Origin of the sequence: Motiliproteus sp. SC1-56 (assembly GCF_017309075.1) — a bacterium.
Taxonomy (GTDB): Bacteria; Pseudomonadota; Gammaproteobacteria; order Pseudomonadales; family Balneatricaceae; genus Motiliproteus.
Window position 1 is genome coordinate 53,434 of sequence record NZ_JAEMGS010000002.1, and the last position, 25,454, is coordinate 78,887.

Annotated in this window: 26 protein-coding genes; 12 read left to right on the forward strand and 14 right to left on the reverse strand. The window is 62.8% G+C overall.

The genetic code is table 11. From position 1 onward, the window contains the following. Positions 1-66: 66 nt before the first annotated feature. From JGZ97_RS02110 to JGZ97_RS02130, 5 genes are all read left to right on the forward strand, one after another. Positions 67-1,536: a hypothetical protein gene (locus JGZ97_RS02110; protein ID WP_207060953.1), complete on the forward strand. Its 1,470-nt coding sequence runs from the start codon at positions 67-69 to the stop codon at positions 1,534-1,536. A gap of 281 nt (positions 1,537-1,817) precedes the next feature. Further along, complete coding sequence (locus tag JGZ97_RS02115; RefSeq protein WP_207060954.1) at positions 1,818-2,654, forward strand: NAD kinase; 837 nt, start codon at positions 1,818-1,820, stop codon at positions 2,652-2,654. Further along, on the forward strand, positions 2,654-3,145 hold the full coding sequence (locus tag JGZ97_RS02120) for a paraquat-inducible protein A (RefSeq protein WP_207060955.1): 492 nt from the start codon (positions 2,654-2,656) through the stop codon (positions 3,143-3,145). The genes JGZ97_RS02115 and JGZ97_RS02120 overlap by 1 nt, the downstream gene beginning before the upstream one ends. Continuing rightward, entirely contained in the window at positions 3,142-3,819 is a 678-nt protein-coding gene (locus JGZ97_RS02125) for a hypothetical protein (protein WP_207060956.1), read from the forward strand. The genes JGZ97_RS02120 and JGZ97_RS02125 overlap by 4 nt, the downstream gene beginning before the upstream one ends. Beyond that, entirely contained in the window at positions 3,812-4,432 is a 621-nt protein-coding gene (locus tag JGZ97_RS02130; RefSeq protein WP_207060957.1) for a LysE family translocator, read from the forward strand. The genes JGZ97_RS02125 and JGZ97_RS02130 overlap by 8 nt, the downstream gene beginning before the upstream one ends. On the opposite strand, the gene JGZ97_RS02135 is transcribed toward JGZ97_RS02130, so the two are convergent. Beyond that, positions 4,376-5,620, reverse strand: a complete 1,245-nt coding sequence (locus JGZ97_RS02135) for a Bcr/CflA family multidrug efflux MFS transporter (RefSeq protein WP_242521507.1) — start codon at positions 5,618-5,620, stop codon at positions 4,376-4,378. The two genes, JGZ97_RS02130 and JGZ97_RS02135, sit on opposite strands and share 57 nt — an antisense overlap. Before the next feature lie 197 nt (positions 5,621-5,817). On the opposite strand from JGZ97_RS02135, the gene JGZ97_RS02140 reads away from it, so the two are divergent. Continuing rightward, on the forward strand, positions 5,818-7,200 hold the full coding sequence (locus JGZ97_RS02140; RefSeq protein ID WP_207060959.1) for a sodium:proline symporter: 1,383 nt from the start codon (positions 5,818-5,820) through the stop codon (positions 7,198-7,200). Position 7,201: 1 nt separating this feature from the next. Next, complete coding sequence (locus JGZ97_RS02145) at positions 7,202-8,056, forward strand: metallophosphoesterase (RefSeq protein WP_207060960.1); 855 nt, start codon at positions 7,202-7,204, stop codon at positions 8,054-8,056. A 33-nt stretch (positions 8,057-8,089) separates the two neighbouring features. Here JGZ97_RS02145 and JGZ97_RS02150 read toward each other — a convergent pair whose 3' ends face one another. From JGZ97_RS02150 to JGZ97_RS02170, 5 genes are read right to left on the reverse strand one after another with little or no spacing between them, the layout of a single operon-like run. Continuing rightward, complete coding sequence (locus JGZ97_RS02150) at positions 8,090-8,854, reverse strand: energy-coupling factor ABC transporter ATP-binding protein (protein WP_207060961.1); 765 nt, start codon at positions 8,852-8,854, stop codon at positions 8,090-8,092. Beyond that, positions 8,851-9,612: a cobalt ECF transporter T component CbiQ gene (gene cbiQ, locus JGZ97_RS02155; protein ID WP_207060962.1), complete on the reverse strand. Its 762-nt coding sequence runs from the start codon at positions 9,610-9,612 to the stop codon at positions 8,851-8,853. The genes JGZ97_RS02150 and cbiQ overlap by 4 nt, the downstream gene beginning before the upstream one ends. Beyond that, positions 9,609-10,178, reverse strand: a complete 570-nt coding sequence (locus tag JGZ97_RS02160; protein WP_207060963.1) for a carboxypeptidase-like regulatory domain-containing protein — start codon at positions 10,176-10,178, stop codon at positions 9,609-9,611. The genes cbiQ and JGZ97_RS02160 overlap by 4 nt, the downstream gene beginning before the upstream one ends. Continuing rightward, the gene (gene cbiM / locus JGZ97_RS02165) at positions 10,171-10,794 is read right to left on the reverse strand and encodes a cobalt transporter CbiM (protein WP_207060964.1); all 624 of its coding nucleotides are present in this window, start codon (positions 10,792-10,794) and stop codon (positions 10,171-10,173) included. The genes JGZ97_RS02160 and cbiM overlap by 8 nt, the downstream gene beginning before the upstream one ends. Before the next feature lie 3 nt (positions 10,795-10,797). Then, positions 10,798-11,568, reverse strand: coding sequence for a DUF4198 domain-containing protein (locus JGZ97_RS02170; RefSeq protein ID WP_207060965.1), 771 nt, complete (start codon positions 11,566-11,568; stop codon positions 10,798-10,800). 151 nt (positions 11,569-11,719) lie between these two features. Between JGZ97_RS02170 and JGZ97_RS02175 the strand changes: the two genes are divergently transcribed. Continuing rightward, the gene (locus JGZ97_RS02175) at positions 11,720-12,709 is read left to right on the forward strand and encodes a glycosyl transferase family protein (protein WP_207060966.1); all 990 of its coding nucleotides are present in this window, start codon (positions 11,720-11,722) and stop codon (positions 12,707-12,709) included. Positions 12,710-12,721: 12 nt separating this feature from the next. Here the strand turns inward: JGZ97_RS02175 and JGZ97_RS02180 are convergent, their stop codons facing one another. Both JGZ97_RS02180 and JGZ97_RS02185 read right to left on the reverse strand, forming a co-directional pair. Continuing rightward, the gene (locus tag JGZ97_RS02180) at positions 12,722-13,519 is read right to left on the reverse strand and encodes a hypothetical protein (RefSeq protein WP_207060967.1); all 798 of its coding nucleotides are present in this window, start codon (positions 13,517-13,519) and stop codon (positions 12,722-12,724) included. 141 nt (positions 13,520-13,660) lie between these two features. After that, entirely contained in the window at positions 13,661-14,314 is a 654-nt protein-coding gene (locus JGZ97_RS02185) for a hypothetical protein (protein ID WP_207060968.1), read from the reverse strand. A gap of 113 nt (positions 14,315-14,427) precedes the next feature. Here JGZ97_RS02185 and smrA point away from each other — a divergent pair, with 113 nt between their 5' ends. The 3 genes from smrA (at position 14,428) to JGZ97_RS18425 (ending at position 17,241) form a co-directional block, all read left to right on the forward strand. After that, positions 14,428-15,003 carry a DNA endonuclease SmrA gene (smrA, locus tag JGZ97_RS02190; protein ID WP_207060969.1) on the forward strand — a complete coding sequence of 192 codons (576 nt, stop codon included), beginning with the start codon at positions 14,428-14,430 and terminating at the stop codon, positions 15,001-15,003. 375 nt (positions 15,004-15,378) lie between these two features. Beyond that, on the forward strand, positions 15,379-16,311 hold the full coding sequence (locus JGZ97_RS02195) for a nucleoside recognition domain-containing protein (RefSeq protein WP_207060970.1): 933 nt from the start codon (positions 15,379-15,381) through the stop codon (positions 16,309-16,311). Positions 16,312-16,410: 99 nt separating this feature from the next. Then, a complete protein-coding gene (locus JGZ97_RS18425; RefSeq protein WP_207060971.1) occupies positions 16,411-17,241 on the forward strand; it encodes an AEC family transporter in 831 nt (276 codons plus the stop codon). 1 nt (position 17,242) lies between these two features. Here JGZ97_RS18425 and JGZ97_RS02205 read toward each other — a convergent pair whose 3' ends face one another. Next, the gene (locus JGZ97_RS02205) at positions 17,243-17,599 is read right to left on the reverse strand and encodes a hypothetical protein (RefSeq protein WP_207060972.1); all 357 of its coding nucleotides are present in this window, start codon (positions 17,597-17,599) and stop codon (positions 17,243-17,245) included. Between the two features lie 19 nt (positions 17,600-17,618). Between JGZ97_RS02205 and JGZ97_RS02210 the strand changes: the two genes are divergently transcribed. Next, a complete protein-coding gene (locus tag JGZ97_RS02210; RefSeq protein WP_207060973.1) occupies positions 17,619-18,332 on the forward strand; it encodes a transporter substrate-binding domain-containing protein in 714 nt (237 codons plus the stop codon). 21 nt (positions 18,333-18,353) lie between these two features. Here the strand turns inward: JGZ97_RS02210 and JGZ97_RS02215 are convergent, their stop codons facing one another. From JGZ97_RS02215 to JGZ97_RS02235, 5 genes are all read right to left on the reverse strand, one after another. Further along, entirely contained in the window at positions 18,354-19,793 is a 1,440-nt protein-coding gene (locus tag JGZ97_RS02215) for a TIGR03013 family XrtA/PEP-CTERM system glycosyltransferase (protein ID WP_207060974.1), read from the reverse strand. 140 nt (positions 19,794-19,933) lie between these two features. Then, complete coding sequence (locus JGZ97_RS02220; protein ID WP_207060975.1) at positions 19,934-21,169, reverse strand: pyridoxal-dependent decarboxylase, exosortase A system-associated; 1,236 nt, start codon at positions 21,167-21,169, stop codon at positions 19,934-19,936. Beyond that, positions 21,159-22,775 (reverse strand): acyl-CoA ligase (AMP-forming), exosortase A system-associated, encoded by a 1,617-nt coding sequence (locus JGZ97_RS02225; protein ID WP_207060976.1) that lies wholly within the window; start codon positions 22,773-22,775, stop codon positions 21,159-21,161. Before JGZ97_RS02225 ends, JGZ97_RS02220 begins: the two co-directional genes overlap by 11 nt. Next, on the reverse strand, positions 22,768-24,276 hold the full coding sequence (xrtA, locus tag JGZ97_RS02230) for an exosortase A (RefSeq protein WP_207060977.1): 1,509 nt from the start codon (positions 24,274-24,276) through the stop codon (positions 22,768-22,770). The genes JGZ97_RS02225 and xrtA overlap by 8 nt, the downstream gene beginning before the upstream one ends. A 9-nt stretch (positions 24,277-24,285) precedes the next feature. After that, entirely contained in the window at positions 24,286-25,308 is a 1,023-nt protein-coding gene (locus JGZ97_RS02235; protein WP_207060978.1) for a FemAB family XrtA/PEP-CTERM system-associated protein, read from the reverse strand. Positions 25,309-25,454 lie beyond the last annotated feature (146 nt).

The following is a 25,454-nucleotide window of genomic DNA, read 5'->3' on the forward strand; positions in this document are numbered from 1 at the left end:
CCGGCGATGACCGGGTCTGGCCCGGTCGCCGGTGCCAGCGAACTACACTTCGAGCAGGAGGAAGCCATGACCCGACTGCTCGCCACCCTGTTGCTGGTGTTGTTTGTTGCCGGTTGCGCGGGGCCGCGAAGTTACACCCAGTTGACGGGACTTCAGGATGAGCCCCGTTGCCGGGAGCTGCTGGCTGACATGGAAGGGCGCATCCGCACCGCCGGGACCCGGGATCGCAGCGCCCACCCCCTGGACGATTTTCCCTACCTGCGGGTGGACCGCTTTCTCGCCAGCTTCGCCGGACAACTGGCGGGGCCGGCGCAAAGGCGCGCCTGGCACGGGCGTCTTCTGGCGCTGGGCAGCGAGGCCCGGGCCCTGGAGCTGGATAACCTGCCGCGGCCGTTCACTGCATCCGAGCGCCAGGCGATTGAAACCTGCATTCGGCGTCTGGCGGATGCGGACCGAGCCGCCCCCGGTTTTTACCAAAGGGTTCAACAGCAGGCCCGGGTCCCCAGTGGCTACAGCACGCCCCAGCGAGTACTGGGTCTTTTCCCTTTGACCCGCCTGGTGGTGCTGCACCAGATTGAACGGTGGAATGCGATTTGGGAGCCGGCGTTTAACGCCCCCCGTTTTGCAAAGGGAGTGCGCATCGAGTACCGCCCCTTGCAAGCGGTGACACTGGAACCGGACCGGATCCGAGCCTGGCTGGCCCAGGCCCGCGCGGCCAGCCCGCTGGCGATCCCGGAACTGCCGGACGCTCGGTTGCAAGCGCTTTTTCACCATTTCGCCCCCCGTTGGCAGGTGCGGCAGGCGAGTTCGGCAGACCGGATCGGCGCACTGTATTGGGGGCAGGACGGGCGACCCCAGGTCGACGGAGCGCGGCCGGTAGTGTACCAGCTGCCGTCCTATACCCGTTTCCAAGGCCAGATTCTGTTACAGCTCAATTACCAGGTCTGGTTTGGGGCGCGCCCGGCCCAGGGTCTGTTGGATATCTATGCCGGTCACCTGGACGGGTTGATTTGGCGGGTCACCCTGGATTCTGATGGGCAGGTGCTGGCCTACGACAGCATTCATGCCTGCGGCTGCTACCACTTTCTGTTTCCCGTTTCAGAGGAGGTCCGCCTCCATGCGCTGGACCCGGACGAGGAAAACCCGCTGATCTTTTTCGGGGCCCCGGACCGGGATGAGGAGCGTCTGTCGGTTCGGATCACGGATAGCCATCACTACCTGGTCGGCCTTTCCCTTGAAAAGGATCAAGGGACGGAAGTGCGTGATTATCGTCTCCAGCCCTACCAAACGTTGCTGCGGTTGCCGGACGGGCAGGGGGGCACCCGAAGCCTGTTTGACCCGGGTGGAAGGGTAGCGTCTTCCCGCCGGCTGGAACGTTTTCTGTTATGGCCCATGGGGGTGCCTTCGGCAGGGGCGATGCGCCAGTGGGGCCAGCACCTGATCAGCTTTACCGGGCAGCGCCATTTCGACGACCCTTTTCTGCTGAGCGAGTTTTTGCTTCGTCCCGGCCCTCCCGGTGGACAAAAAAAGCGTTGACAAGGGATATTAAAATTCGCTTATGCACAAGATTGAAGGGTGAAAAAAAAGTTGACACCGGGTGCGTTCAATAGGTTGAAATTTTTTTAACAACTCGGCTTGACAAACGCAGAGCCTTGAAAACAAAAGAAAAAAATATTTGTGAGCAAAAAACGCCCAATTTGCAGGGGCACCGCGGTTAGTGCGCCCTAGACGCGGATACCCAAAAGTTACACACAAACTTATCCACAAAATCTGTGGATTTTGTAAAAGGGTGCCGGAGGCCCGCCGGGAGCGTTGACTTGGCGATTGAATCGGGGTTGGTTAAAGTACGCCCTCTGTTGATCGCGGGCTGTCAGGACCACTCCATGAGCGCCAAGAAAAAAATTGCCTTTGTCGCCGGAAAGTCCCCCTCGGCCCAGGGCGCGCGGGATATTCTCTGCCGGATATACCCCCACGTAGACCCCCAGGAGGCGGACGTGATCGTCGCCCTTGGCGGTGATGGCTTTATGCTGCGGGCCCTGCACCGTTATCTGCGTCTGAAGAAACCGGTTTACGGCATGAATCGGGGCTCCGTGGGCTTTTTGATGAACGAGTTTCGCCCCGACGGGCTGATCGAGCGGCTGGAGCAGGCCGCTTCCATCGATCTGCACCCTTTGCGGATGGAGGCGTTCTGCAATAACGGCGAACGTCACCACGCCCTGGCGTTCAACGAAGTCTCCCTGTTCCGCGAAACCGGCCAGGCGGCGCACATTCGCGTCAGCATCGACGGTGTGGTGCGTCTGGAAGAGATGGTCTGCGACGGGGTCCTGGTGGCAACCACGGCAGGCAGTACCGCTTACAACATGTCGGCCTACGGCCCCATCCTCCCGTTAGGCACCAACGTGCTGGCGCTGACCGCGGTAAGCCCGTACCGGCCCCGCCGCTGGCGGGGCGCTATTCTGCCGCGCCAGGCGGCGGTGGAGATGGAGGTGCTCGACGCCGAGAAGCGGCCGGTGGGGGCCTCGGCGGACTCCACTGAAATCCGCAACGTGCTGCGGGTGAAGGTCTTCGAGGATCGAAGCCTGTGGAGCCGTCTGCTTTACGACCCCGAGCACAACCTGGAGGAGCGGATCCTGCGCGAGCAGTTCGCCCACTGATGTCACCGCGGCTGTCACTTGCCCTGCAGCGCCGAGTGGCGCGGGCGTTGATCTTGTTTGGGTTGCTGGCGCTGGGCAGCGGCCTTACCGCCCCGATGATGACCCTGGAACAGTTTTACTTCTGGGAAGATCGGGTGTCGTTGTTATCGGCCTTGCTGCAACTGGCCCGCGGCGGGCACTGGCCGCTGGCCCTGCTGCTGGGGCTGTTCAGCGTGCTGCTGCCGGTGGCTAAACTGTTGCTGCTGGCCAACCTGGCAGGGGAGCACCCCGCATCCCCCCGGGCGCACCGCTACCTGCGATGGATGCAGCGCTACGGACGCTGGTCGATGCTGGACGTGTTCGTGGTGGCGGTTCTGGTGGCGGTGGTGAAGCTGGGCGGGCTGGTGGCGATCGAGCTCCATTACGGTTTTTATCTTTTTGCCGCGGCAATTCTGATCACCCTCCTGGCGACCGCGCTGACCACCGGGTTGTTGCAGCGGGAGGCGGGGTGAAGCGCGTGCGGCGCATTCTGCTCTGGGTCAGCCTGCCGCTGCTTCCGGTGCTGCTCCTGCTCCTGTTTTTCGGTATCGGCTGGCAGGGGTATCAGCGCCTCACCGACGAGCAGCTGGTGGCCGAGCTGACCTTTGATAACCTGGGCCCGCAGCGTTACGAGGCCATCCTGCTCAGCGGCGACCGCTGCCGGGTACAGCGCTACCTGATGCTCGGTGACCAGTGGCGTCTCGACGCGCGCTTTTTGAAGTGGAAGCCCTGGGCCAATCTGCTGGGTTTGGATGCCCGTTATCGCCTGGAGCGGCTGGAAGGGCGCTACCAGGATATCGAACAGCAAAACCGGGGGCCTCTGCTGGCCCATGCATTGGGTGAATCAAAGCTGGATCCGCGCCTCCTGACCGAAGCCCTGGGGCCGCTGAACGTTTTTTTCGACAGCCGTTACGGCAGCTCCACCTTTCGGGAGATGGATCCGGACCTGCGCTATCGGGTTTACCGCACCCAGAGCGGGCTGATCACGCGGGCCGCGCCGCGCCCCGGTGCCCGTTACGAGGGGGGCACCCTGACCCTGGAAATTAACAGCGCCTGCGCTCCCAGCGAAGGTCTCTGGCAACGGGCCAGCCGCGGCCTGGCCAGCGTTTTCCAGCGAGTTTTTCCGGGCAACGACGATCATGGGTGAGCCCGCCAATTTGCTCCTCTTTCTGCTCTCCAGTGCCGCGCTGGGAGTGGCGCCGGGGCCGGATAATCTTTACGTTCTGGCCCAGTCTGCCCGTCACGGCTGGCGGTCAGGGATGTCCGTTACCCTGGGCCTGTGCACGGGGCTCGTGGTCCACACTGCGGCGGTTGTCCTGGGGGTGGCGGCGCTGGTCGCCGCTTCGCCTGCGGCGCTGACCGGGCTGCAATGGCTCGGCGCCGGTTACCTGCTTTACCTGGCGCAAGCCGCGGTGTTTGGGCGGGGGGCAGGCGGGTCGAACGCGGCCCCGCATCTTGGCTTCGGGCAGCTCTATCGGCGCGGTGTGCTGATGAACCTGAGCAACCCCAAGGTGCTGCTTTTTTTCCTGGCGTTCTTGCCCCAGTTCGTGACGGACAAGGGCGACCCGCAGGGGCAACTGCTGGTGTTGGGCGGGCTTTTTATTCTGGTAACCCTGGCGCTTTTTGCCGGCTTCAGCCTGCTGGCCGGGCAGCTTCGCGCCCGCCTGGCGGCAAATCCGGGGTTTGGACCGTGGCTTGATCGTTTAACCGGCGCGATTTTCCTGTTGCTCGCCCTGCGGCTGCTCTTCGCCGCGCTCTGAGCGGGGCGGCACCAGCAGGCGGTAGCTGGCAAAGCTCAGCAGGCCGCAGCCGGCGATGACCGCCACCATCGGCAGCGGCGTTTCGTCGTGGAACCAGCCTACCAGCGCGGCGGCGCCGGCGCCGGTCAGAAAGCGCAGGCTCCCCAGCAGGGCCGAGGCGCTGCCGGCGCTGTGGCCGAAGGGGGTCAATACCCCGGCGGTGGTGTTGGCCCCCAGCAGGCCGATCATGCCGACAAAGGCCACCAGCAGGGGCACCAGCAGAACGAGGGTCGCGGCATCCATCACCACCAGCGCCACCATCCCCAAACCGCACAGGAGCTGAACCCAGGTTGCGACCCGGATCAGCCTGGCGCCGCCCAGGGTCATCACCCAGCGGCGGTTCATCCAGTTGAGCAGCATCATGACCAGCACGTTGGCCCCGAACAGGAGGCCGTAGAACTGTTCGCTGACCCCGAAATAGCCGATGTAGACAAACGGGGAACCGGCGATGAAGGCGAACATGCCGGCAAAGGAAAACGCGGCGCAGAGCAAGTGGCCCAAGGCGCTACGATGAACCAGTACCGCCAGGTAACCCCGCGCCAGATTGCCCGGCGACAGCGTGCGGGGCTGGGACAGGGTTTCGGGCAGGCGGCGCCAGATCAGCAGCGCCAGGAGCAGGGCGAAGCCGGCCAGCAGGTAGAAGATCAGCCGCCAGTCGAACCAGAGCAGCACCTGGCCCCCCAGCAGGGGCGCCAGTAAGGGGGCCAGGGTCATGGACATGATTACCAGGGACATGGCCCGGGCTGCCTCGTCGCCCTGGTAGAGGTCCCGCACCAGGGCTGCGACCACCACCGAGGTGGCGCCGCCGCCCAGAGCCTGCAGCAGGCGCCAGGTGAGCAACTCGCTGACCGACCCGGCCCGCGCGCAGAGCAGGCTGGCCACGGCAAAGAGGAGCAGGCCGAACAGGATCACCGGCTTGCGCCCGAAACGGTCGGAAAGGGGGCCGTAGAGCACCTGGCAGGCGGCAAACCCGAGCATGAAAACCGCCAGGGTCTGCTGGACGCGGCTGATCGGCGCCTGCAGCTCTTCGGCAATGGCCGGCAGCGCCGGCAGGTACATATCCACGGCCAGCGGTGCGGTCGCCGCCAGCGCCCCCAGCACCAGCAGCAGGGCCGGGGAGGCCGTATCAAAAAAACGTCCGACGGGCATCTTCAAGGGCTGAAGGCTCCTCTCTAAGGCTGAAGGCTCCTCTCCAAGGGCTGATTGCTCCCCTCGGTTCGCAAAAAAGTTAGCAGGGTAGCAGATAATCCGGTTCGACCTACTGTAACGCCGGTTCTCCGCCGGCGTCTTGTAAAAAACGGCCAAGGGTCGTGATACTAACGCAACGCTCAACATAGGGACGGGTTATGGAGTATTCGCTGGGAATTCTGGTCGCCGTGGTGGCCCTGGGCTCGATTCTGCTGACCCGGCGCGCCGGGAGCGCCGCCATGTTTTTCCGCGGCGCCGGCCCCGGGGGGGAGGCTCCAGGGCTCTGGTTGCTCACCTTCTCCCAGGTGACGACCTGGGTGTTTGCCCGCTCGCTGATGAACGCCGCCATTCTCGGGTTTTACTACGGCATCTGGGGCACGTTGGCCTACGCGGCTTACTACCTTTCGTTTCTCACTGGCGGGCGGATTATCGACAGTCTGCGCTTTCAGCATGGCTACAGCAGCGTGCAGGGATTCCTGCGGGCACGGTTCGGCCGCAGCGGAACCCTCTGTTATAACACCGTGGTCGGTGTACGCCTGATCAGCGAGGTATTCGCCAATCTGCTGGTAATCGGTCTGCTGTTCGGCGCCGCCGGTTCCGGTGCCTATGCCCTGTCGATTACCGGTTTCGCCCTGGTGACCTTGCTTTATTCCATGCTCGGGGGCTTGCATGCCTCCCTTCGTACCGACCTGTTTCAGATGGCGCTGTTTATGCTGGTACTGGGCGTGCTCCTGGTGCTGGCCCTGGGTAATGGGGCGGTCAGCCTCGGCCAACTCGGCTTTGTCCCTTTTGTCTACGACCAGCCCGGCCCCGTGCTGCTCGCCGTGGCCCTGCTGCAGATCTGGAGTTACCCCATGCACGACCCGGTGATGATGGACCGGGGCTTTCTGGCGGATCGTCAGACCACCCGCCGCAGCTTTCTGCACGCCACCTGGATCGGTGTCCTTTGCATCGCGGCCTTTGGCAGTCTCGGCGTGCTTGCCGGCGCCAACGCGCTGGAGGGTGAGGCCATGCCCCAGGCGCTGGAGCGGTTGCTGGGGGCGCTGCCGATGCTGCTGTTCAATGCCGCGTTGGTAATCTCCGCCATGTCCACCCTGGACAGTACGCTCTCGAGCTCGGCCAAGCTGGTGGCGCTGGACATGGGGTGGGTGGATGGCTCCCTGCGCAACGGGCGGGCGGTGATGGCACTGTTTATGCTGCTAGGCTTGGCCTGTGTCTACGGGGGCAACCAGGATCTGTTTAGCGCGGTGGCGGTCAGCGGTACGGCCTCCCTTTACCTGGCGCCGGTGATCTTTTTCTGCCTCTGGGGCGGGCGGGCGGATATTCCGGTCTGGAGTTACCTGGCCACCTTTGTCCTGGCTCTGGGGGGCGCTGCGCTCTATTTCCTCGAGTCCGCCGGCTACAGCCAGTGGCTGGGGGATCTACACAAATACACCAAGCTGCTCTATATCTCCGCCACGGTGCTGGGGGGCGGCTGCCTGCTGTTCTGGCTCGGGGGGCGCCTGGGGGTGGAAACCGTCTCCCGGCCCCAGGTGGCTTGAGATGGAGGTGAAGGTGAAGGTGAAGGTGCAGGATTTGGGACGGATCGAAGGGCCGGTACTGATTTTTGGTGGTCCTTACAGCAACCTGGAAGCGACCAAGGCCATGCGCAGCGAGGCGCAACGTCTGGGGCTGCCCCCCGAGCGGGTGATCTGCAGCGGCGACCTGATTGCCTACTGCGCGGATCCGGTCGTCACCCTGGAGCTGGTGCGCGACTGGGGAATCAGCGTGGTGATGGGCAATTGTGAAGAGTCCCTGGCCCGGGACTCCGCCGATTGCGGGTGTGGGTTTACCGAGGGCAGCGCCTGTCAGCTGCTCTCCGTTGGCTGGTACGGCTATGCCCGCCGGCAGATGGATTCCGCCATGCGGGCCTGGATGGGCGCCCTGCCGCGGCGGGTCCGCTTTACCTTGGGGGAGCGGCGGGTGGCGGTGATTCACGGCGGCGTCAGTCAGATCAGCCGGTTTATCTTCGCCTCCACCCCTGCCGCCGTGAAAGTTGAGGAGCGGGCGGCGTGCGAGGCTGATCTGGTGGTGGGAGGCCACGCGGGGCTGCCCTTTGGCGAGCGTATCGGCGACGGCGCCTGGCTCAACGCCGGGGTGATCGGGCTGCCCGCCAACGATGGCACCCGGGACGGTTGGTACCTGCTGCTGGAGCCCCGGGGCGGTGCCCTGCGCTGTCGTTGGCAGCGCCTGGTGTACGATGCGGACACGGCGAGCCGCAAGCTGGCGGCGGCCGGCTTGGGTGAGGGATACGCCCGGGCGCTGGTGTCGGGCTGCTGGCCCAGTATGGACGTGCTGCCCGAGGCGGAACAGCGGCAGCGGGGCCAACGGCTGGTGGTGCCGGAGCTGTGGATCTAGCCAGGGGGTTGAGTCCGGGAGGAGGGGCGCGGGTCAGAGCCCGCTGTGGCCGTGGTCGTTGTGGCCGGGCAGCGGGTGGCTGTGATCGGCCAGCCCCGGGGCATGAATATGCAGGTGGCTGTGCTGGTGGGGGTGGCGGTGCATGACCGCCTCCTTGAGCTTGCCCGCCTCCAGAATCACCGCCCGGTTGGCCAGTTTTTCTACCAGCAGCCGGTCGTGGGAGATAAACACCATGGCCTGGGGCAGCTGCTTCAGGTAATCGGTTAGTCGTTCGTCGGTGGCTTCGTCCAGGGCATTGGTGGGCTCGTCCAGCAGCAGCACCTCGGGTTCCATCGCCAGTACCGTCGCCAGCGATACCAGCCGTTTCTGGCCCCCGGAAAGGCGGTGGGTGACCCGGTCGCGCAGGTGAGAGAGGGCCAGCTCATCCAGCACGCGCTCGGCAATGGCCCGGGCCTCTCCAGCGCTGCGCCCCAGGTTGAGGGGGCCAAAGGCGATATCCTCCAGTACCGTGGGGCAGAACAGCTGGTCGTCCGAGTCCTGAAACAGTAACCCGGCACGGGCGCGCACCTCCCTGAAATCGGCTTCCGAGCGGCGTTCCTGGCCAAAGGCGTGGATGCGCCCTGCACGGGGCTTGACCAGTCCCACCAGCAATCGCAGCAGGGTGCTTTTGCCGGCGCCATTGACTCCGGCCAGTGCTACCCGTTCGCCGGGGTTGAGGGTGAAATCCACGTCTCTGAGTACTGGGTCCGAGGGGTAGTCGAAGCAGACCCCTTGCAGCCGAATCAGCGGTTCGCTCATAAAACAGACTCCAGTAGGGGCAGGACAAGCACCAGCGGCACGGCGGCCAGGGCGATAAGGGTATCGTGCCGGCCCCAGGCGCCGTCGTCCAGCAGGTAAAAGCGTCCGTGGAAACCGCGGCACTTCATCGCCTCGTGAATGCGTGAGGCGCGCTCCAGGCTGCGCACCAGCAGCATCCCCAGCAGCCAACCCAGGCTGTTCCAGCTGTGGCGGTTGGTGCCCGGCACGAAGGCCCGGGCTCGCATGGCTTGGCGCAGGCGCAGGTGTTCTTCATAGAGCACCTGGACGTAGCGGACGGTGAACAGCAACAGGTGAACCAGTTTGTCGGGGACGCCCAGGCGGGCGAGGGCATGCCCCAGGGTGACCACCTCCAGGGTGCCCAGCAGGATCAGCACCATGAAAATTACGCCGTGGGCCTGGAACAGGATTCCCAGCGCACGGGCGAAGCCGGCATCGGTGGCCTCCAGGTTCCCCAGGGTGAACACTGGGTTGCCCGGCATGCTGAAGGGCAGCAGGAGCAGCACCAGCAGCATGAAGCCTTCCATCACCACCAGGCGACGCAGCAGTGCCCGGGGACTCAGCCCGAGCAGCAGGGCGACGCCCAGGGCGGCCAGCGCCGCGAGGGCCTGAAGCGAAAGGCGCTCCAGGCTCAGGCAGCTACCGGTCCATGCCAGGCAGAGGAGGACCCGCAGGCGAGGATCCAGGGTGTTCAGAAAGGAGGAGGTGGCCAGCGGGGCCAGCAGGGGCAGGCTGCTCACTTGGGGGCCGCCGGCCGGCGTTTGGCTCTCCACCACAGGGCCAGCCCGGCCAGCCCGAGGATATAGCCCAGCGCTCCCAGGATGTCCTGAAAACGCAGCCGCTGCTCCAGCGCGATCAACTGTTCGCGCAACGGGCGGACCTGTCGGGCCACGGCGCGCTCGACCTCGGCAGTGACGGCGACCTTACCGGCGGTCGGAGACGTAGCCGGATCGTCCGTTACTTCGAGGGAGATCCCGGGGGCCGGGGGCAGGTCGACGGCCAGCTCCCGGGACGGAAGAGTCCACTGTGCCCGGTGGCCGTCGCCGGCGTCCGCGGTGATCAGGTAATCCTGGCGCGAGGCGATGGAGAAGGTAAATGAGCCGCTGGCGTCCACTGTGGGTGACGCGGCGGACGTGCCGTCCTGGGCGTTCACCGCGAGGGTGGCCTGGGTAGCCGGCGCACCGCCGGCGAAATAGACCTGGCCGCTGACCTGTTCGCCTTCGGCGAACGCGAACAGGTGCAGTTTGTGGGCCCAGGCAGATGCGCTCAGCAGTAACAGGGCGAGCAGGGTAAGGGGTCTAGTCACGGGTCACCTGTTGGAGTCGAAGCTGCTCGGGGGCCACCCGCTGTACAAAGCCGAGAATGGTGCCGGTGATGGCGGCTTCAGCCAGCATCAGGGGGACATAGGTGAGTAGCGCCACCTTGGCGGCGGGGATGTACTCCGGGCCGCTCAGGGCCAGTGCCAGGCAAACCAGCACACCGGTCAGGGCGATGCCGCTGAAGCCGGTCAGCGCGCCCAGCCAGAAAAGCTGGCGGGGGGAGTGGCAGCGGTGAATGGCGCCCCGGAAGAGCGCCGCGCAGAGCAGGGCGGGAAGCGCCAAATTAAGGGTGTTGATCCCAAGCACTGCAAGCCCCCCGTAGCCGAAAAAGATCGCCTGCAGCAGCAGGGCGACCAGCAGCGCCGGGACCGCGGCCCAGCCCAGCAAGATGCCCATCAGCCCGTTCAGTATCAGGTGAACGCTACTGGCTCCGACCGGGACGTTGACCAGGGAGGCGACGAAAAAAAGCGCCGACAGCATCGCGGCCTGGGGAATGCGATCATAATCCAGCCGTCTCAGTGCGTAGACAAGCGCGCCGGCGCTGAGGACAGCGCCGGTGGTCAGCACCGGGGCAGAGAGTACGCCGTCTGGAATATGCGCCACGAGCTACTGCATGTCCCTTGCGTGGATCCAGATCAGCCCCGCTTCTTCGACCGGCACCTGGGTACCGTCGGGCGCGGCTTCCCGCCCCTCGGCCTTACTCAGGGCCGAGAACCCCCACCAGCCGGCCCGGGGCAGGGCGTAGGCGAAGACGCCTGCGGCGTCAGCCTTGATCAACTGGGTCTGATGGGCGTCGGTGGGGGCGGTGATGCTGCCGTCGTTGCGCCATTCCACTTCAACCTCCCCAAAAGGCAACGGGCTGCCATGGCGAAGAACGCGGCCGCGGAACAGGTTGCCGGTCCAGAGCCCGTAGGGGCGGGTCAAGGGCTCGATCTCGGTGGGAAAACCGACCAGCGTGTCCCAGCCCTGGTGGTTACTGAAGGCATCGACCACCACTTTGGTGTAGTGGCGAATCAGTTTGTTCTCGTCGGGCTCCCAGTAGGTGGCCGGGCTCAGGTAAAACAGGTGGTCCCCGGGTTGGCGGACCTGGTAATCGAGCCGGTAGGCGTCCGCGCCCTGTCGCTGCAGCGGCTGCAGCTGCCCGCTGAGGTCTTCCGCCTTGCCGCCGGCGATGATTACGCCGAACGCTTCGGGGCGCTGCATGGGCATCACCGGCCCACCCGCCATGGGGTGGGTAAAGGTCAGTTCAAGGCTCAGGTGGCGGTTTTGGGTCAGGGCCGGGGCGGACGGGATCAGTTCCTGGAAGTGGGCCATCGCCGGCAGGCTCAGCGAAAGCCCCAAGCTCAGCGCGAGCGCGGGCAGGCGCGACAACAGCATAGGAATACCTTGGTGGAAAAATTAAAAAAGCCTAAAGCCCGGTGGTCAAGGGGTCAATGGTTTTAAGGGAAACGGCTGGAATCCAGGGGCTGTTGGCGGCATCATGCGGCCATAATCTGACATATCTCTTTTTTGCAGGTACCGGTTCGCCATGTCTGACCAGGAGCACCCCTTCGCACCCTTTGTACGGATTCTGGGTAAAGGCAAAAAAGGCACCCGCTCGCTCAGTGTCGACGAAGCCCGTGATGCCATGAGCATGATCCTCGCTGGCGAGGTCCGACCGGAGCAACTGGGGGCTTTCTTGATGCTGTTGCGCGTGAAAGAAGAGAGCCCCCAGGAGCTGGCAGGGTTCGCAGAAGCCGTGCGGGCGCGGATGTCGGCACCTACGGCGCTCAGTGTCGGCCTGGACTGGTCCACCTACGCCGGCAAAAAAAACCGGCTTCCCTGGTTTCTTCTCAGCGCCCTGGTGCTGGCCGGCGAGGGGGTGCGCATTCTGATGCATGGCGCCCGCGGGCACACGCCGGGGCGGCTTTATATTGAAGACCTGCTACCCCGCCTGGGGCTGCGTGCCGCAGCCAGCTGGCTCGACGTCGAGCTGGATCTCGCCCGGCAAAACTTTAGTTTCGTACCCATCACCATGCTCAGTCCGGTCCTGGCCGAGATCATCAACCTGCGGCCGATATTGGGGCTGCGCTCGCCGGTGCACACCCTGTGCCGTCTGCTTAACCCCCTTGATGCCCCTTACCGGGTGGACGGTGTGTTTCACCCCGCCTACGGCCCTTTGCACCAGCAGACCGCCGCCTTGCTCGGCCACGCCAACAGCGTCACCATTCGGGGCGATGGCGGTGAGGCGGAGATCAAGCCCGACGGTGAGAGCAGCCTGCAGTGGCTGCGCCAGGGGGAATATTGCGATCAGGTCTGGCCTCGTCGTTTTGAACGGCGCCTGATCAAGGAAGAGGCTTTGGATCCCCAGGATCTTCTTCGCCTGTGGCGAGGTGAGATACAGCACGAGTACGGCGAGGCGGCGGCGGTGGAAACCCTCGCCATCTGCCTGCGGCTTTTGGCAAAAGCGGACACCGATGCCAAGGCGCGGGAACAGGCGGACGCGCTTTGGGCCGGTCGTGATCGTCAGGCGTTCTGAGCCGGGCCGGGTTTAGGGGGGGCCGTCAACGCCAGGCGTTTTGAGTTGGGGCCCGCGCTTAGGCGTTGCCGTCAACGCCAAGCCACGGGGGGGAGAGGCACTGTCCAACGCGGCTTCTAGCTCGGCCAGGCGCTTGTTCGCCTGGGGTACCTGTCGAGAGATCACGAAAACGACGTCCCAGGTGCGCAGCGCCGAGTGCTCTACGTGGTAGAGCCCCATGGCATTGCGGGTCTCCGTGGCGGGCCCCTCGTAATTGAGGAGGTAGTCCCCCTGGTTGGCCTGCAGCCGTTTAAAGCCGTCGCGGTGGCTTTCGGCGATGACCGCTGTGATGCCGTTTTCCGGGTCGAGCAGGGTGTCTACGAGCCCGCCGTAGCCGTACCCGCGAATCAGAATCAGGCGCCGGTTGCGAAGATCGTTCAGGTGCATGGCCGCAGAACGGTCCGGCAGGTGGTAGGTGTTGAGCACCAGCGGGGCAAGGGAACGGGTGCCGAACAGTGCATGGCGCTCCAGCAAGGGGTGATGGATCAGCATGGCAATCTGGGTGCTGCCGCTGGTCATGGCCTCCAGCAGGCGTGGCACGCTGTCGAAAAACCGTGCTTGCCAGGGGCACCCGACCTGACCCATGACGTGGTCAAAGAGGTCAACCAGTTGGCCTTCTGGGCGGGCATCGTCGGTCTGGTGGTAATAGGGAGGGAAGTCAAACAGGCCTACGTTGACTGAGCCCAGGGCACAGGCTTGGCCGGACAGTGGCAGTGTCGAAAACAGAAGCCCTGTGGCCGCGCCGAGAAACTGCTTCAGTGGGATTTGCATAGGCCCTTTTCACTCACGATTACCGTATCTTACGTTGCGGTGCAACATAGAGTTATGGGGAACTTAACACTTGGCGAAAGGACAATCAAAGAGGCATTCTCGAAAGAGGGGGCTCGCAACTCTGCCAGGTGACCAATTTGTTCAGGTGACCAGTTTGCTCAGGAGCCAGATGCCCAGCAGCAACAGGAGGCTCAGCGCCGTGGGCAGCGCTTGGCGCTGCAAGGCTCGCCGCCAGAGGCTCAGAGGGCGGTGCGCCAGGGCCAGTGGCTGGGCCTGGCTTTCATTGCGCGCCTGCTTGAGTGTTCGGACAGTCTCGGGAGATACAGCCTGCTTCAGCTGCGCCAACTCGACCCGGATCGCCCGAAGGCGCCGGCGGTAGGCAGACCTATTGTCCGGATTGGTGTGGAGCGAAGCGGGCCAAGCGGGGTGCTGAACCCGGGAAACCGGGGCCTCGACAATATCCGCGACCTGAGCTGCATTGAGCGGTGTAAGTGCCCGAAGCAGGTAAGCAAAGCGGCAGGTGATGGGCAAATGACCAAGGGCGGTGCTAGGTGGCGTGGAGGGCTCGTCGGAGGGGGGCTTGAGGAAGGGCAGCCAGCGGCGCCGCCATTGCCAGTCTTTTAGGGCGCTGACCAGTAAAAGGTAAAACCGCGGCATCACCTGGTGCGGCTCTTCCGGCAGGCTCTCCCCCAGGGCAGTGAGTGCTTCCCTGACCAGGCGCAGCGACTCCCGGCGGCTGTTGGTGATCGCCAGGGCGAGGATATAGGCTTGCACTTCACTTTGCGGGCGTAGCATGCTTGAAGTGTGGCACCTTAAAGCACCGGCTGCGGAGCGCCCGGGTTGGGTTCAGGATGATTCGTGCGCCGACAGGTGGCGGGGGCGGCGGGCGTGTCGCTAGGGAGGATTTTATGGCCAGCGAGGAAGAACTTTTTCGGCAGGCGGTGGCCGACGTCCGCCCCTTGGCCAAGAGCAACCGCGCGGCCCTTCGGCAGGCCCGGACAAAGCCCAGTGCAGCCCAGTTGGCGCGCCGGGTTGCTGCCGAAGGCGAGGCTGCGAAGGAGCTCGGGGTTGGCCCCATCGAACCGGTTCACCCGTTTGATCCGATCGCCTGGCATCGGGATGGGGTGCAGGACGGGGTCTACCGTAATTTGCGCCTGGGGCGATACTCCAGTGATGCCCGTCTTGAATTGATCGGACTGTCGGTGCCGGCGGCCCGTGATGAACTCCTTCGTTTTATCGGCGAGTGCTTGCGCCTGGAAGTGCGTACCGCCCTGATTCATCACGGCCGGGGCAAGCAGGCGCAGGCGCCGGGTAATCTGTTGCGCAGTTATTTGACCCGCTGGCTGCCGGCGTTGGAGGAGGTGCTGGCTTTTCACAGCGCCCAACCGGCCCAAGGGGGGCTGGGCGCCACCTACCTGCTGCTGCGAAAGAGTCCCCGGGCGCGCCAGGACAACCTCGAGCGGCACCAGAAGCGGCGCTCATGATGTGGCTGGCGGCCGTCGGACTGGCGACGGGCCTGGCGGCCGCAGGGGCGTCATTGGACGCGCCCCTCGATTGCCGCGTTGAGGGCAGTGACGACCGTTTTTTACTCCATCCCCACCAGTTGCTCAAAGCGACGCCTAGCTTCCAGGTATTTATATTGATGGATGGATTGACCCTGGCCGTGGTCAACCGGGACACCGGACGCTTTAACCGACTAAGCAATCTCAACTTGTTACCTGACCCGCAGCCTCCGCAGTTCTTTCACGGGTACTGTCAACCTGCCCCATAGGGCTGGCCTCCATAGCGCTGGCTAAGGCTTCCTGCCGGCACCGTGCTACACTGCGCCGCTTTGATTACGAAGGGGTTGAGGGGAGACCATGGCCGATATTGCTGCGCTGATCCTGGACGCCGGGCGCGCGGGGATCGAGCTGGCGCTGTTTGTATTGCTGCCGGTGATGATCGTGATGCTGGCGATTATGCGCCTGCTGGAGCACTGGGGCGTGCTTGACCGGGTGGTGCGGGTGGCCGCGCCGGTGCTGCGGCCTCTGGGAATCCCCGGACTCGGGGTGTTTGCCATGATCCAGATTCTCCTGGTCAGCTTTGCCGCGCCGGTGGCAACCCTGGCGATGATGGACCGTGGCGGTGTCTCTCAGCGCCATATCGCGGCGACCCTCGCCATGGTCCTGGCGTTGGCCCAGGCCAACGTGGTGTTCCCCATGGCGGCGGTGGGACTCAACGTCTGGGGGACGCTGCTGATCTCTCTGCTCTGTAGCCTGCTGGCCGCTGCCTTGACCTACCACCTGTTCGGGCGTCACCTGAACGCCGAGGACCAGGGCTGCACCGTTTCCCAAAGCGATGGCGAAGGCCCGACCGGGCTGCTAGGCGTGATCAACCGGGCCGGTCGAGATGCCTTTGAAATCTCGATCGGGGCCCTGCCGATGCTGGTGCTGGCGCTGGTGGTGGTTTACGTCCTGCGTGCTGTTGGCCTTATCGAGGCGCTCGAGAGCACGCTGGCTCCGTTATTCTCTCAGCTGGGCCTGCCCGGCGCATCGCTGTTGCCGATTATCTCCAAGTTTATCGCCGGCGGCACCGCTATGATGGGGGTGGCGGTGGATTACATTCACCAGGGGCTGATCAGCGCGGCTGACTTCAACCGCCTCGCGGGCTTGCTGATTCACCCCCTCGACCTTGCCGGCATCGCGGTGCTCGCCGCTGCCGGCCGACGGGTCGCGGGCGTGCTGCGCCCGGCACTGTGGGGGGCGGTGGTGGCGATTGCCCTGCGCACCCTGCTTCACGGGCTGCTGTTCTAAATGCCGCTGTAGCCGCCCGTGGCGACCGCTGAGCTGCTGATACGGCTTGCACCGATTCTCGGTTGCTACCTGCTGGGCGTATGTCTGGCTCGCTGTGGCGTGAGACCATCTCAGGTCGATGGGGTTTTCGGTGCTGCGCTCCATATCGGGTTGCCGTGCCTGGTGCTCAGCACCGTGCCAGGGCTGACCCTGAAAGGCGAGTTGCTTTGGCTGCCGCTGGCCGCCTTGCTGGGGCACCTTCTGACCGGCGCCCTGGCTTGGATCTGGCTCGCGCCCCGGCTGAACGATCCTCGCCAGAGAGGGGTGGCGATCAGCGGCGCCATGATTATGAACTTGGCGGTGGTCTACCCTTTCGTTTTCGCCGTGTGGGGGTTGGCGGGCGCCAGCTTCCTGCTGTTGCTTGATCTTGGCAACGCGCTGCTGACCCTGAGTCTGGTCTATATGCTCTGCTGCGGCTTTGGCTATGCGCGAGGGCGCCTGCGAACGGTCATGGGGTTGTTGCTACGTTTTCCGCCCTTGTGGGCGCTGGGGGTGGCGCTGTCCATGAACGCATTTGACTGGCGCCTTCCCCTGGCGTTGGAGCGGGTCGGGGGCGGGGTTGCCGCGGTGCTGTTGTTATTGGTGCTGGTGGCGCTGGGCGTTTACAGTCGCTGGCCGCTGAAACCGGATAGAAAGACCTTGGCGGTTGCGGTTGTGCGGGGGGCGGCCGGGGGGCTGGTGGGGTTGTTGCTGTCCGTTTTGTTGGGGCTTCCACCGCTGGCAGAGAAAGTGCTGATAGTGGGGTGCGCAGCACCGGTGGGCTTCAATACCCTGGTTTTTGCTGCCCGCGCCGAGCTGGACCGGGATTATGCGGCCAATGTGGTCTCCTTTTCACTGCTGTGCGGTTTGATCTATCTGCCAGTTCTGATCGTGCTTCTGGAAAGGGTCTGAATCAGCCTGATTCATCCAGGATGGTGAAGGAGAGAAAGGTGGTAAAAAGCCCGAGCGTGACGATGAAGGGAAGCAGGGGATAGGCCAGCATCATCAGGCCGGAGGCGATCCAAATCCCTTTGACAATACGCTTTTTCGCCTGGTACCGCGGCGAGCGGGTATGGTCGGCGACGGGCTGTTGTCGGTTGAACCAGCCCGGGCAAAGTAGCAGCGCAAGTATTCTGAATCCTAAAATCATGGTAACGAATTTCTCACGGCAGCGACGAGTGGAGTAACTATAGCCGATGGTGACTTTTGTCCGGCACACGAGACGCTTTTTGCGCGGCAGGTGGCAGCATCTGCTTACCATAGGACTCATTGCGCTGCTTTGGGTTCCGGTGTCAGCGTTAAGCGCAGAGGGGGACCTGGCGCAGGTTCGCTGGATCAGTGAGCAATACCCTCCCTACAACTACACCGACCCGGATGGTGAGGCTCGGGGAATTGCCGTCGATGTGCTGGCTGAGGTCTGGCGACGACTGGAGGTTGGACTGACCCGCGGGGCGATCGAGTTTTTGCCCTGGGCACGGGGGTATGCGCTGTTGCAACGCGAACCCAACACGGCGCTTTTCTCCACCACCTATACGCCCGAGCGGCAACGGCTGTTCCGTTTTGTGGGTCCCTATATCGATACCCGGGTGGTGCTGGTGGCGCCCCGTCGAGCGCACCTGAAACTGACCCGGGATGAGGAGTTGGATTCCCTGCGCATCGGGGTCGTGCGCGAGGATATCGGCGCTCAACTGCTGCGAACCCGGGGGGTGGGGAGTCAGAACCTGGTGTTCAGCAATTCCTCCCGCAACTTGGTGCGGTTGCTGGAGTACGGCCGTGTTGATGCGATTGCCTACAGTTACGATGTGGCCGTCTGGTCCATGCTGAACGGGGGTATGGATCCAACGGATTACCAGATCGTCTATTCGCTGCTTGAAGGGGATCTGGGTTTTGCCTTTCATTCTGAAACCGACCCACGCATGCTCGAGCATATGCAGGAGGTGCTGCAAGCGCTGATCAAGGAAGGCGTGGTGGAACAGATCCGCCTTCGTTACCTGGGGCGGTGAGCCGCCTCGGGCGGGTACCGATCAGCGCGCGCCCTTGCCGAAAAAGACTACTTCCGCGGTTTGTATCAGGATGATGGTATCCAGTAAGAAGCTGAAGTTTTTGATGTAGTAGAGGTCGTACTGCAGCTTTTCCAGGGCGTCGGCCTCGCTGCTGCCGTAGGCGTAGCAGATTTGCGCCCAGCCGGTAAGCCCGGGTTTCACCTGGTGTCGATCGCCGTAATAGGGAATGGATTGGGAGAGCTTCTCGACGAACTCCGGCCGTTCCGGACGGGGGCCGATGAAGCTCATGTCGCCGCGCAGAATATTGAACAGCTGGGGGAGCTCGTCAATACGGTACTTGCGGATAAAGGCGCCTACTGCCGTGACTCGCTGATCATTTTGGCGGGCCCAGACCGCGCCGTTGGCTTCGGCATCCACCGTCATGCTGCGGAACTTGAAAATACTGAAGGGCACGCCGTGCAACCCCACCCGTTTCTGGGTATAGAGCACCGGTGCCCCGGGGCCGCTTTCGAGCTTGATCAGAAGCGCGGTGATTACCATCAGGGGCCAGACCAGCAGTAGCAGCAGCAGGCTGATCAGGATGTCGAAGCCCCGTTTGGCCATCCGTACCAGCAGTGACGCGCCTCCATAGCCTTCTCCATAAACCAGCCAGCTCGGGCGCAGGGTTTTCAGCGGAATTTTGCCGCTCTCCCGTTCGATAAAGGTGGCGATATCCATCACCTTGACGCCGCCGATTCGGCAGCGATAGAGCGCCTCCATGGGCAGGTTGCCGCGCCGTTGATCTGCCGCGACCACCACCTCGTCAACCCGATTAGCGCGGACGTATTCGGGTAAGTCGTTCAGGTTTAAAAACAGCAGCTGTTCGTGACGAATACGATCGCTATCGTCGGGCATGGGTACAAAGCCGAGTACCTGGAACCCCTGGCGGTCGGCGGACCGTCGCATCCGGTCCTGAATGATGCTGGCGCGCTCCCCGTCGCCCAGTACTAGAATCCGCCGCTTTAGGGCTTCGGCACCGAGCAGTTTGAAAAAGCCGTAGCGGAGCAGGCAGACGATAAAAAAGGAAAAGATCAATGCCAGGGCGATGGCTTTGGGGTCGACTTGAAGGAAGGGAATAAAGTAGAAAATCACCCCCTGCGCGATAGAGGCCATGACGAAGCTCAGGAAGACGCGGGCGACCACTTCCCGGGGGGCGCCGCGAAGCCGGGCGTGGTAGAGGCCCATGGCCGCCATGCAGATAAACGCCACCACCACGAACGTCATGCACTCCAAGCATAGGACGTGGTCGAAAAACCCGACGTAGTGCGGCGTCGTTGAGTAACTGAACCCGAGGTAGAGGCACCAGAGCATGGCGGCCGTTTCGCAAAGTGCCAGGGCCATGTAGCGATAGCGCACAGGTACTTTGTTTATTCCCAGAGCCGGCATACCGCGATCCAGATTCTTGATATTCAAGTTGCTCATGTCGATCCTTGACTGTTGCCCGCTATCCTTGGCTTCCAAATTGCTCCTCCAGCGGTCAGGAGCCTGCGTAAAAGGTCTGAGTGACCACGGTGGTCTACTGGGCAGCCGCTACTTATCGAAGGAGGCCGTTACCCTTCAGGCTAGACCAAAATTTCAGCGGCAAGGGGGTGGCTCAAAAAGGCGGTGGGGCTTGCGCTCAGCCCGTAAGCGCCTGATTGGCGGACCACTACCAAATCCCCTATTTGGGCTTCCGGGAGTTCGACCCGCTCGGCGAGAATATCAAGCGGAGTACACAGGGGGCCGACGACAGTGACGACCTCTGTCTTATTCCCCTCGACCCGGTTACCCAGTTGTACCGGGTAATTCTTGCGAATGACCTGGCCAAAATTGCCCGAGTTCGCCAGGTGGTGGTGCAGTCCACCGTCCGTGACCAGGTAGGTGGTCCCCCGGGAGCATTTCTTGTCGATCACTCGGGATACGTAAATTCCGGCCTCGCCGACAATATAGCGGCCGAATTCCAGGGCGATTGCGGTCTGGGGCGTTAGCTTGTGCACGGTGCTCTGAATTTCGCCGAGGGTTGCCATAACGGGTGCCAAATCAAGAACGGGCTCGCCCGGGAAGTAGGGAATGCCAAAGCCGCCGCCCATGTTGATGAAGCGAAGGTCCAGATTGTGCGCCGGAACCAACTGGCAGCACAGATCGGTGACGCCTTGCAGGGCTTCACACAGCGCCTGGGGGTTAAGGTTCTGGGAGCCGGTAAACAGGTGCAGCCCCTCGGGCTCGAGTCCCTGTGCGCGCACGTACTCGATCAGGTCAGCAAAGCATTCGCTGTCGATACCGAAGGGCTTGGCCCCACCGGTCATTTTCATTCCTGAAGCCTTGAGTTCAAAGCTGGGGTTCAGCCTCAGCGCAAGGCGTGCCTTGAGGTTAAGAGACCGGGCGGCCTTGGCGATCTGTTCAACCTGAAGAAAGGATTCGGCCGTCACCACGATGCCGGCCGCCACCGCTGAGACAATCTCCTCCTGGTTTTTACCCGGCCCGGCGAAGCTGATTTCGCTCTCTTCCATGCCGGCATCCAGAGCGATTCGCATCTCGCCCTTGGAGGCCACGTCCAGCCCGTCAACGAGGGGGGTCACGAAGTCAACGAGGGCAGGCATGGGGTTGGCCTTGATCGCGTAGTGCAGTTTGATCCCCTTGGGCAGTTGCTGGCGCAGGGTATCAATGCGTTGGCGAATGAGCCCGCGGTCGTAGGCGTAGAACGGCGTCCTTCCTACAACTGCTGCGTGACGGGTCAGTGGTTTACCGCCGACGTAATACTCGTTATTGCGGATGTCCGGCCACTGGCTGGCGTGGGTAGCGGGGCGGTCAGTTTTCATTGGGCGTGTCCAGGGTAAAGAAATCGGCGTACTGTTCGGCGAGGCTGCGGCGGTCGATTTTGCCGTTGGCGTTGCGTGGCAGCTCGCTCAGCACGCAACAGTCTTTGGGCTGCATAAAATTAGGCAGCTGCTGATGACAGGCGCCGAGCACCTGCTCCGATACTCCTTCGCTGGCTTCCGCCGGCGTCACCAGCAGCAAGATCCCCTGGCCCAGGGCCGGGTGCGGCACGCCGAGCGCTGCGGCATCGCGCACGCACCCGGTCTGGTAGGCCACTTCTTCAACCTCGCTGGGACTGACTCGATAGCCCGATGTCTTGATCATTTCGTCCTTACGCCCGACGAAATAAAGGTAGCCGTCGCTGTCGCGGGTGACCGTGTCGCCCGACCAGACGGCGATCTCCTGGAATACCAGCCCCCCTGATGCCTTGGGCAGGGGCTTGAACCGTTCGGCGGTTTTTTCCGGGGCGTTCCAGTATCCCAGGCTGACCAGGGGACCCCGGTGCACCAGTTCGCCGGGTTCGTTGTCGAGGCACGGACTGCCGTCTTCCCGCAGCACCAGGATTTCTGCATTGGGTATGGCTTTTCCGATCGAGCCGGGGCGCTTGTCAGCCTGGTCCGGGGGGAGGTAGGTGGAGCGGAAAGCCTCGGTGAGGCCGTACATCAGAAAGGGCTTCGCATCCGGAAAAATGTCCCGCAAGCGCGCCAGTAAGGCGGCGTTCATATGACCGCCTGTATTGGCAAAGTAGCGTAACGAGCGGGCAGCCTCGGGGTTCCATTTCAGGCTGGAAATTTGGCTCCAGAGAGGGGGAACGGCGGTGATTCCGGTAATTCCATGCTTTTCCACCTGACGCATGACATCGTTGGGCAGGAGGTAGTCCATCAGGTAGCAGCAGGCACCTGCACGGAAAACGGTGGTGACTTGGCTTAAACCGGCGTCAAAGCTGAGCGGCAGCAGCGCCAGCACCCGGTCTTCGGGTGTGTTTTCCAGGTAGCTGGCAACGCTCTGGGCGCCCACCACCAGATTGCGGTGGCTGAGTACGACCCCTTTGGGTTTGCCGGTGCTGCCGGATGTGTAAAGGATGGCGGCCATGTCGCCATCGGTCAGGGCGTGTGGCGGCGACTGGCAGGGCTCGGTGTCCAGAAGCGTATCCCAGGGGGTGGTCATGGGCCCTGGAGTGGTGGGTGCGTCGACGAGCACCACTTGGCGCAGGTCCCTGAGCTCATGCAGGATGGGTTTGAGTGTTTCCAGCCGGGCGCTGCTGGTGACCAGGACCCGCACGTTGCAGTCGGCCAGTATATGCTGTACTTGCGGCGGCTTGAGAACCGGATTGACTGGCACGAAACAGGCCCCGGCGAGGGTGCTGGCAAAAAAACTGGTCACGGTTTCGATCTGTTTGGGCAGGTAAACCGCGACCCGCTCCGCCCGTTCAACCCCCAGCTTCCTGAACCCTCCGGCAGCACGCTGGATGTCCCTTAGCAACTGGGTATAGGTGCGTTGCCCATGTTTGTGCCACAGCGCCGGGGCGTCGGGGCGTCGGAGTGCTTGTGCCTCTATGAGGTGGTGGAGGAGGTAGTTAGCTGCGGCTGGCTCAGTAGGCTCATTCATAGGTGTTTAACACTTCCGGCCATAGGTGGGTGATGAATGCCTGCAGATGCCGTTCGGCCGCCTGCGGGTCTTCGTAATCGGTAGCCAGGGCAAAAGCCGAGCTCAACGACGAGTCCTTTTCAAACCGTGACCAGGCTTGCAGGACCTTGACGGTCGCGGGATTGACAGCCGCCTGCCCGTTAGCCCGGTACCATTGCCAAATAAGTCGCTTTTCTCCGTCGGGGCTGCGTAGATCCAGCTCGTTAACCGGTAGATTGGAACCTGCGATCACCAGGTTTCGGGTTCTGCGCTGTGCCAGACTCCAGGCGTTTTTGTCGAAGAACTGGTTAAGGTGGTTGATCAACTCCTTGCCTTGCCCCTCGGTCTGGTAGTCCGCAATGAAAAAACTGATGGGCTCACCTTCAAGGGCTTTATAGGTGTGCAGGTAGGTTCGGTCTGCGCCTTTGAAATCGGGGCGCCAGGACATCGCGGTCGCCTCGGCGCTCTCGTAAGCCCCGAGGGGCAGGTCATACGCTGCCAGCGGGGTCGGCGGGGTATCGGCTTCCAGCCCGGCACCGAGCTGGGCGCTCACCAGCAACGCTCCGATACCGGCGACGGCAGTTCCAATCAGTCGCCCCCTGGGCGGGAGAGGCGGATCATCTTTCCGGGGCCTGGCAGCGGGGGCCTTGGCGTCGCTCCAAAATCCACCGACCCAGAACATCAACCCAATAACCACGCCGAAAAACAGCCAGCCGTAAATCAGGTGGTCCACGCCGGTGGCGTATTTCAGGTCCGAGAGATGGGCGATCATCACGATCATATAGGCGCGGATGCCATTGGCCAGAATCGGTACCAGCAGGGAGGCGGCGACAAATAGAACCCGCTTTTTCGTGCTGCTGTAGGCCAGGTACGCGTAGAGGGTACCCAAGGCCAGCGAGGCGATAAGGTAGCGGATGCCGCTGCAGGCCTCTGCCACCTCGAACTGTCCACTGGGAATTTCGATATAAAGCCCGCTCATGAAGACCGGAATGCCAGTCAGTTGCAGCATCTTTACCGTAATGCTCGCGGTGACCTGTTGTAATGCGGGGGTTAGGGCCTCGCCAAAGGGAACCGCGAACACAAGGTACAACAGGGGAAAGAGCAAACAGTGAAAAACAGGCCGTCCCAGGATAAGGAGTATTAACGACCAGAGGACCAGGATGGCCGCCAACTGCTCGATCACCAGAAGGTTGGCCGCCCGACCCGCCAGCCAGGCGGCGCATGCGATCATCAAGGGGAGAAGGGCGGGCGGAAAGGGCATGACCGGCGTGCATCGCAAAGCGTCGCGCCGGCGCCAGATTAGCCAGAGTGAAATCGGTGCGATAAGCGCGCCATGGGCGTAGGTGTCGGAGCGAAGCCAGATGGTCGCCATGGAGAGCAGTGTCTCTCCGAACACGGCAATATAGACGAGGCCGACGCCGATCAGAATGACTGTTACGGACCGATCGTAGGCGAATGGCTGTTTGGCTGCCAAGGTTTCCATCAACGGCTGTTAACCGAGGTGCCTTGATAGCCTTGGCCCAAGGAACTGAGAAAGGTTCAGCGGTAGCTTTTGCCAAAGCTTGATGAAAAACCGGTACTTGGGATTATTCGGACTCAGGTTGGGCAGGGCCTTGGCTTTAACCAAATGGTACTCGTAGCACAGCGAGGCGGGTTCGAACCCCCAGTGACGCTTGTAGTGGTACGGCCCGCTGTCGACCTTACTGCGGCCGAAGTCATAGATTTCTACCCCCTGCTTGCGGGCCCTGCACATCTGGTCCCAATACATGAAATCCATCGACTTCAGGTCCCGGGCCTCAGGCAGGCCGCCCCCGTAATAGGGGAGCACCTCGTTACGGAAGTAGAAACTCATCAGGGCCGAGACCGGGCGGTTGTCATGCAGTACCGTCACCACCTCGGTGGCCTCGGGGAACTCCGCTCGCAGGGCTTCAAAAAAGTGGCGGGAGAAAACCGGTGTGCCCAGGTTACGCACACTGGTGGAGTAAATGGTAAAAAAATCGTTGATATCGTCGGCCTTCAGGGTTTCATGGCCGTTGCGGATGGCTTGGCGAATAACCGCCCGCTGTTTGCGCTTCATGGCCTTGAGATTGGCCTCGTCATCATCGTCCAGTTGGCGCCGGAAGGTGGCGTGCAGGTTTTTTGCCGGCCAGCCGGCTGTCTGAGGCTCCCGGTGGCGCAGTTCCAGATAGTCGACCCCGATTTGCTCCGCCACCTCCTGTGCGCGCTTTAACAGCGCTTCCTTGCTTTCGGGGTCGTCGGCCACAACTCCCCCGTAGACGCAGAAAGGCGTAGAGACCAGCGCGTTACCAAATAGCAGGCTCTTGGTGTGAACCAGTGGCAGCACGCCGGTGAGTTTTCCGTTTTTTTCCGCATACAACGCGTAGCTGCGGTGGGAGGTGGTTTTTTCGATGGCCCGAAGCCACCCGGATAAGTGAAAAAAAGTGGCGTCTTGTGCGCGGTTAACGTAAGCGTCCCAGCTTGCCTCTTTCTCGGGGGTGAGCGTCTCGACGATCATAAAAGAGTGGGTTCCCTTCTAACTGCGTTGTTTCCATGCTGAGCATAAGAATAGACAGTTTTTGCGGCGGGGCACCAAAATCGAGTTCCGCCGTGCTTTCGCTTTCATTCGGGGGTGGCTGTTTTTATGCAGATTTTCATTTTTTG

Bases quoted from the DNA above. Each gene is read 5' to 3' on its own strand.
- JGZ97_RS02195 (WP_207060970.1), top strand. From the start codon at position 15,379: ATGGCCGATATTGCTGCGCTGATCCTGGACGCCGGGCGCGCGGGGATC.
- JGZ97_RS02120 (WP_207060955.1), top strand. From the start codon at position 2,654: ATGTCACCGCGGCTGTCACTTGCCCTGCAGCGCCGAGTGGCGCGGGCG.
- JGZ97_RS02180 (WP_207060967.1), bottom strand. From the start codon at position 13,519: ATGCAAATCCCACTGAAGCAGTTTCTCGGCGCGGCCACAGGGCTTCTG.
- JGZ97_RS02185 (WP_207060968.1), bottom strand. From the start codon at position 14,314: ATGCTACGCCCGCAAAGTGAAGTGCAAGCCTATATCCTCGCCCTGGCG.
- JGZ97_RS02215 (WP_207060974.1), bottom strand. From the start codon at position 19,793: ATGAGCAACTTGAATATCAAGAATCTGGATCGCGGTATGCCGGCTCTG.
- JGZ97_RS02150 (WP_207060961.1), bottom strand. From the start codon at position 8,854: ATGAGCGAACCGCTGATTCGGCTGCAAGGGGTCTGCTTCGACTACCCC.
- JGZ97_RS02205 (WP_207060972.1), bottom strand. From the start codon at position 17,599: ATGAGTCCTATGGTAAGCAGATGCTGCCACCTGCCGCGCAAAAAGCGT.
- JGZ97_RS02145 (WP_207060960.1), top strand. From the start codon at position 7,202: ATGGAGGTGAAGGTGAAGGTGAAGGTGCAGGATTTGGGACGGATCGAA.
- smrA (WP_207060969.1), top strand. From the start codon at position 14,428: ATGGCCAGCGAGGAAGAACTTTTTCGGCAGGCGGTGGCCGACGTCCGC.
- JGZ97_RS02130 (WP_207060957.1), top strand. From the start codon at position 3,812: ATGGGTGAGCCCGCCAATTTGCTCCTCTTTCTGCTCTCCAGTGCCGCG.
- JGZ97_RS02135 (WP_242521507.1), bottom strand. From the start codon at position 5,620: ATGCCCGTCGGACGTTTTTTTGATACGGCCTCCCCGGCCCTGCTGCTG.
- JGZ97_RS02225 (WP_207060976.1), bottom strand. From the start codon at position 22,775: ATGAATGAGCCTACTGAGCCAGCCGCAGCTAACTACCTCCTCCACCAC.
- JGZ97_RS02140 (WP_207060959.1), top strand. From the start codon at position 5,818: ATGGAGTATTCGCTGGGAATTCTGGTCGCCGTGGTGGCCCTGGGCTCG.
- JGZ97_RS02175 (WP_207060966.1), top strand. From the start codon at position 11,720: ATGTCTGACCAGGAGCACCCCTTCGCACCCTTTGTACGGATTCTGGGT.
- xrtA (WP_207060977.1), bottom strand. From the start codon at position 24,276: ATGGAAACCTTGGCAGCCAAACAGCCATTCGCCTACGATCGGTCCGTA.
- JGZ97_RS02220 (WP_207060975.1), bottom strand. From the start codon at position 21,169: ATGAAAACTGACCGCCCCGCTACCCACGCCAGCCAGTGGCCGGACATC.
- JGZ97_RS02235 (WP_207060978.1), bottom strand. From the start codon at position 25,308: ATGATCGTCGAGACGCTCACCCCCGAGAAAGAGGCAAGCTGGGACGCT.
- JGZ97_RS02170 (WP_207060965.1), bottom strand. From the start codon at position 11,568: ATGCTGTTGTCGCGCCTGCCCGCGCTCGCGCTGAGCTTGGGGCTTTCG.
- JGZ97_RS02110 (WP_207060953.1), top strand. From the start codon at position 67: ATGACCCGACTGCTCGCCACCCTGTTGCTGGTGTTGTTTGTTGCCGGT.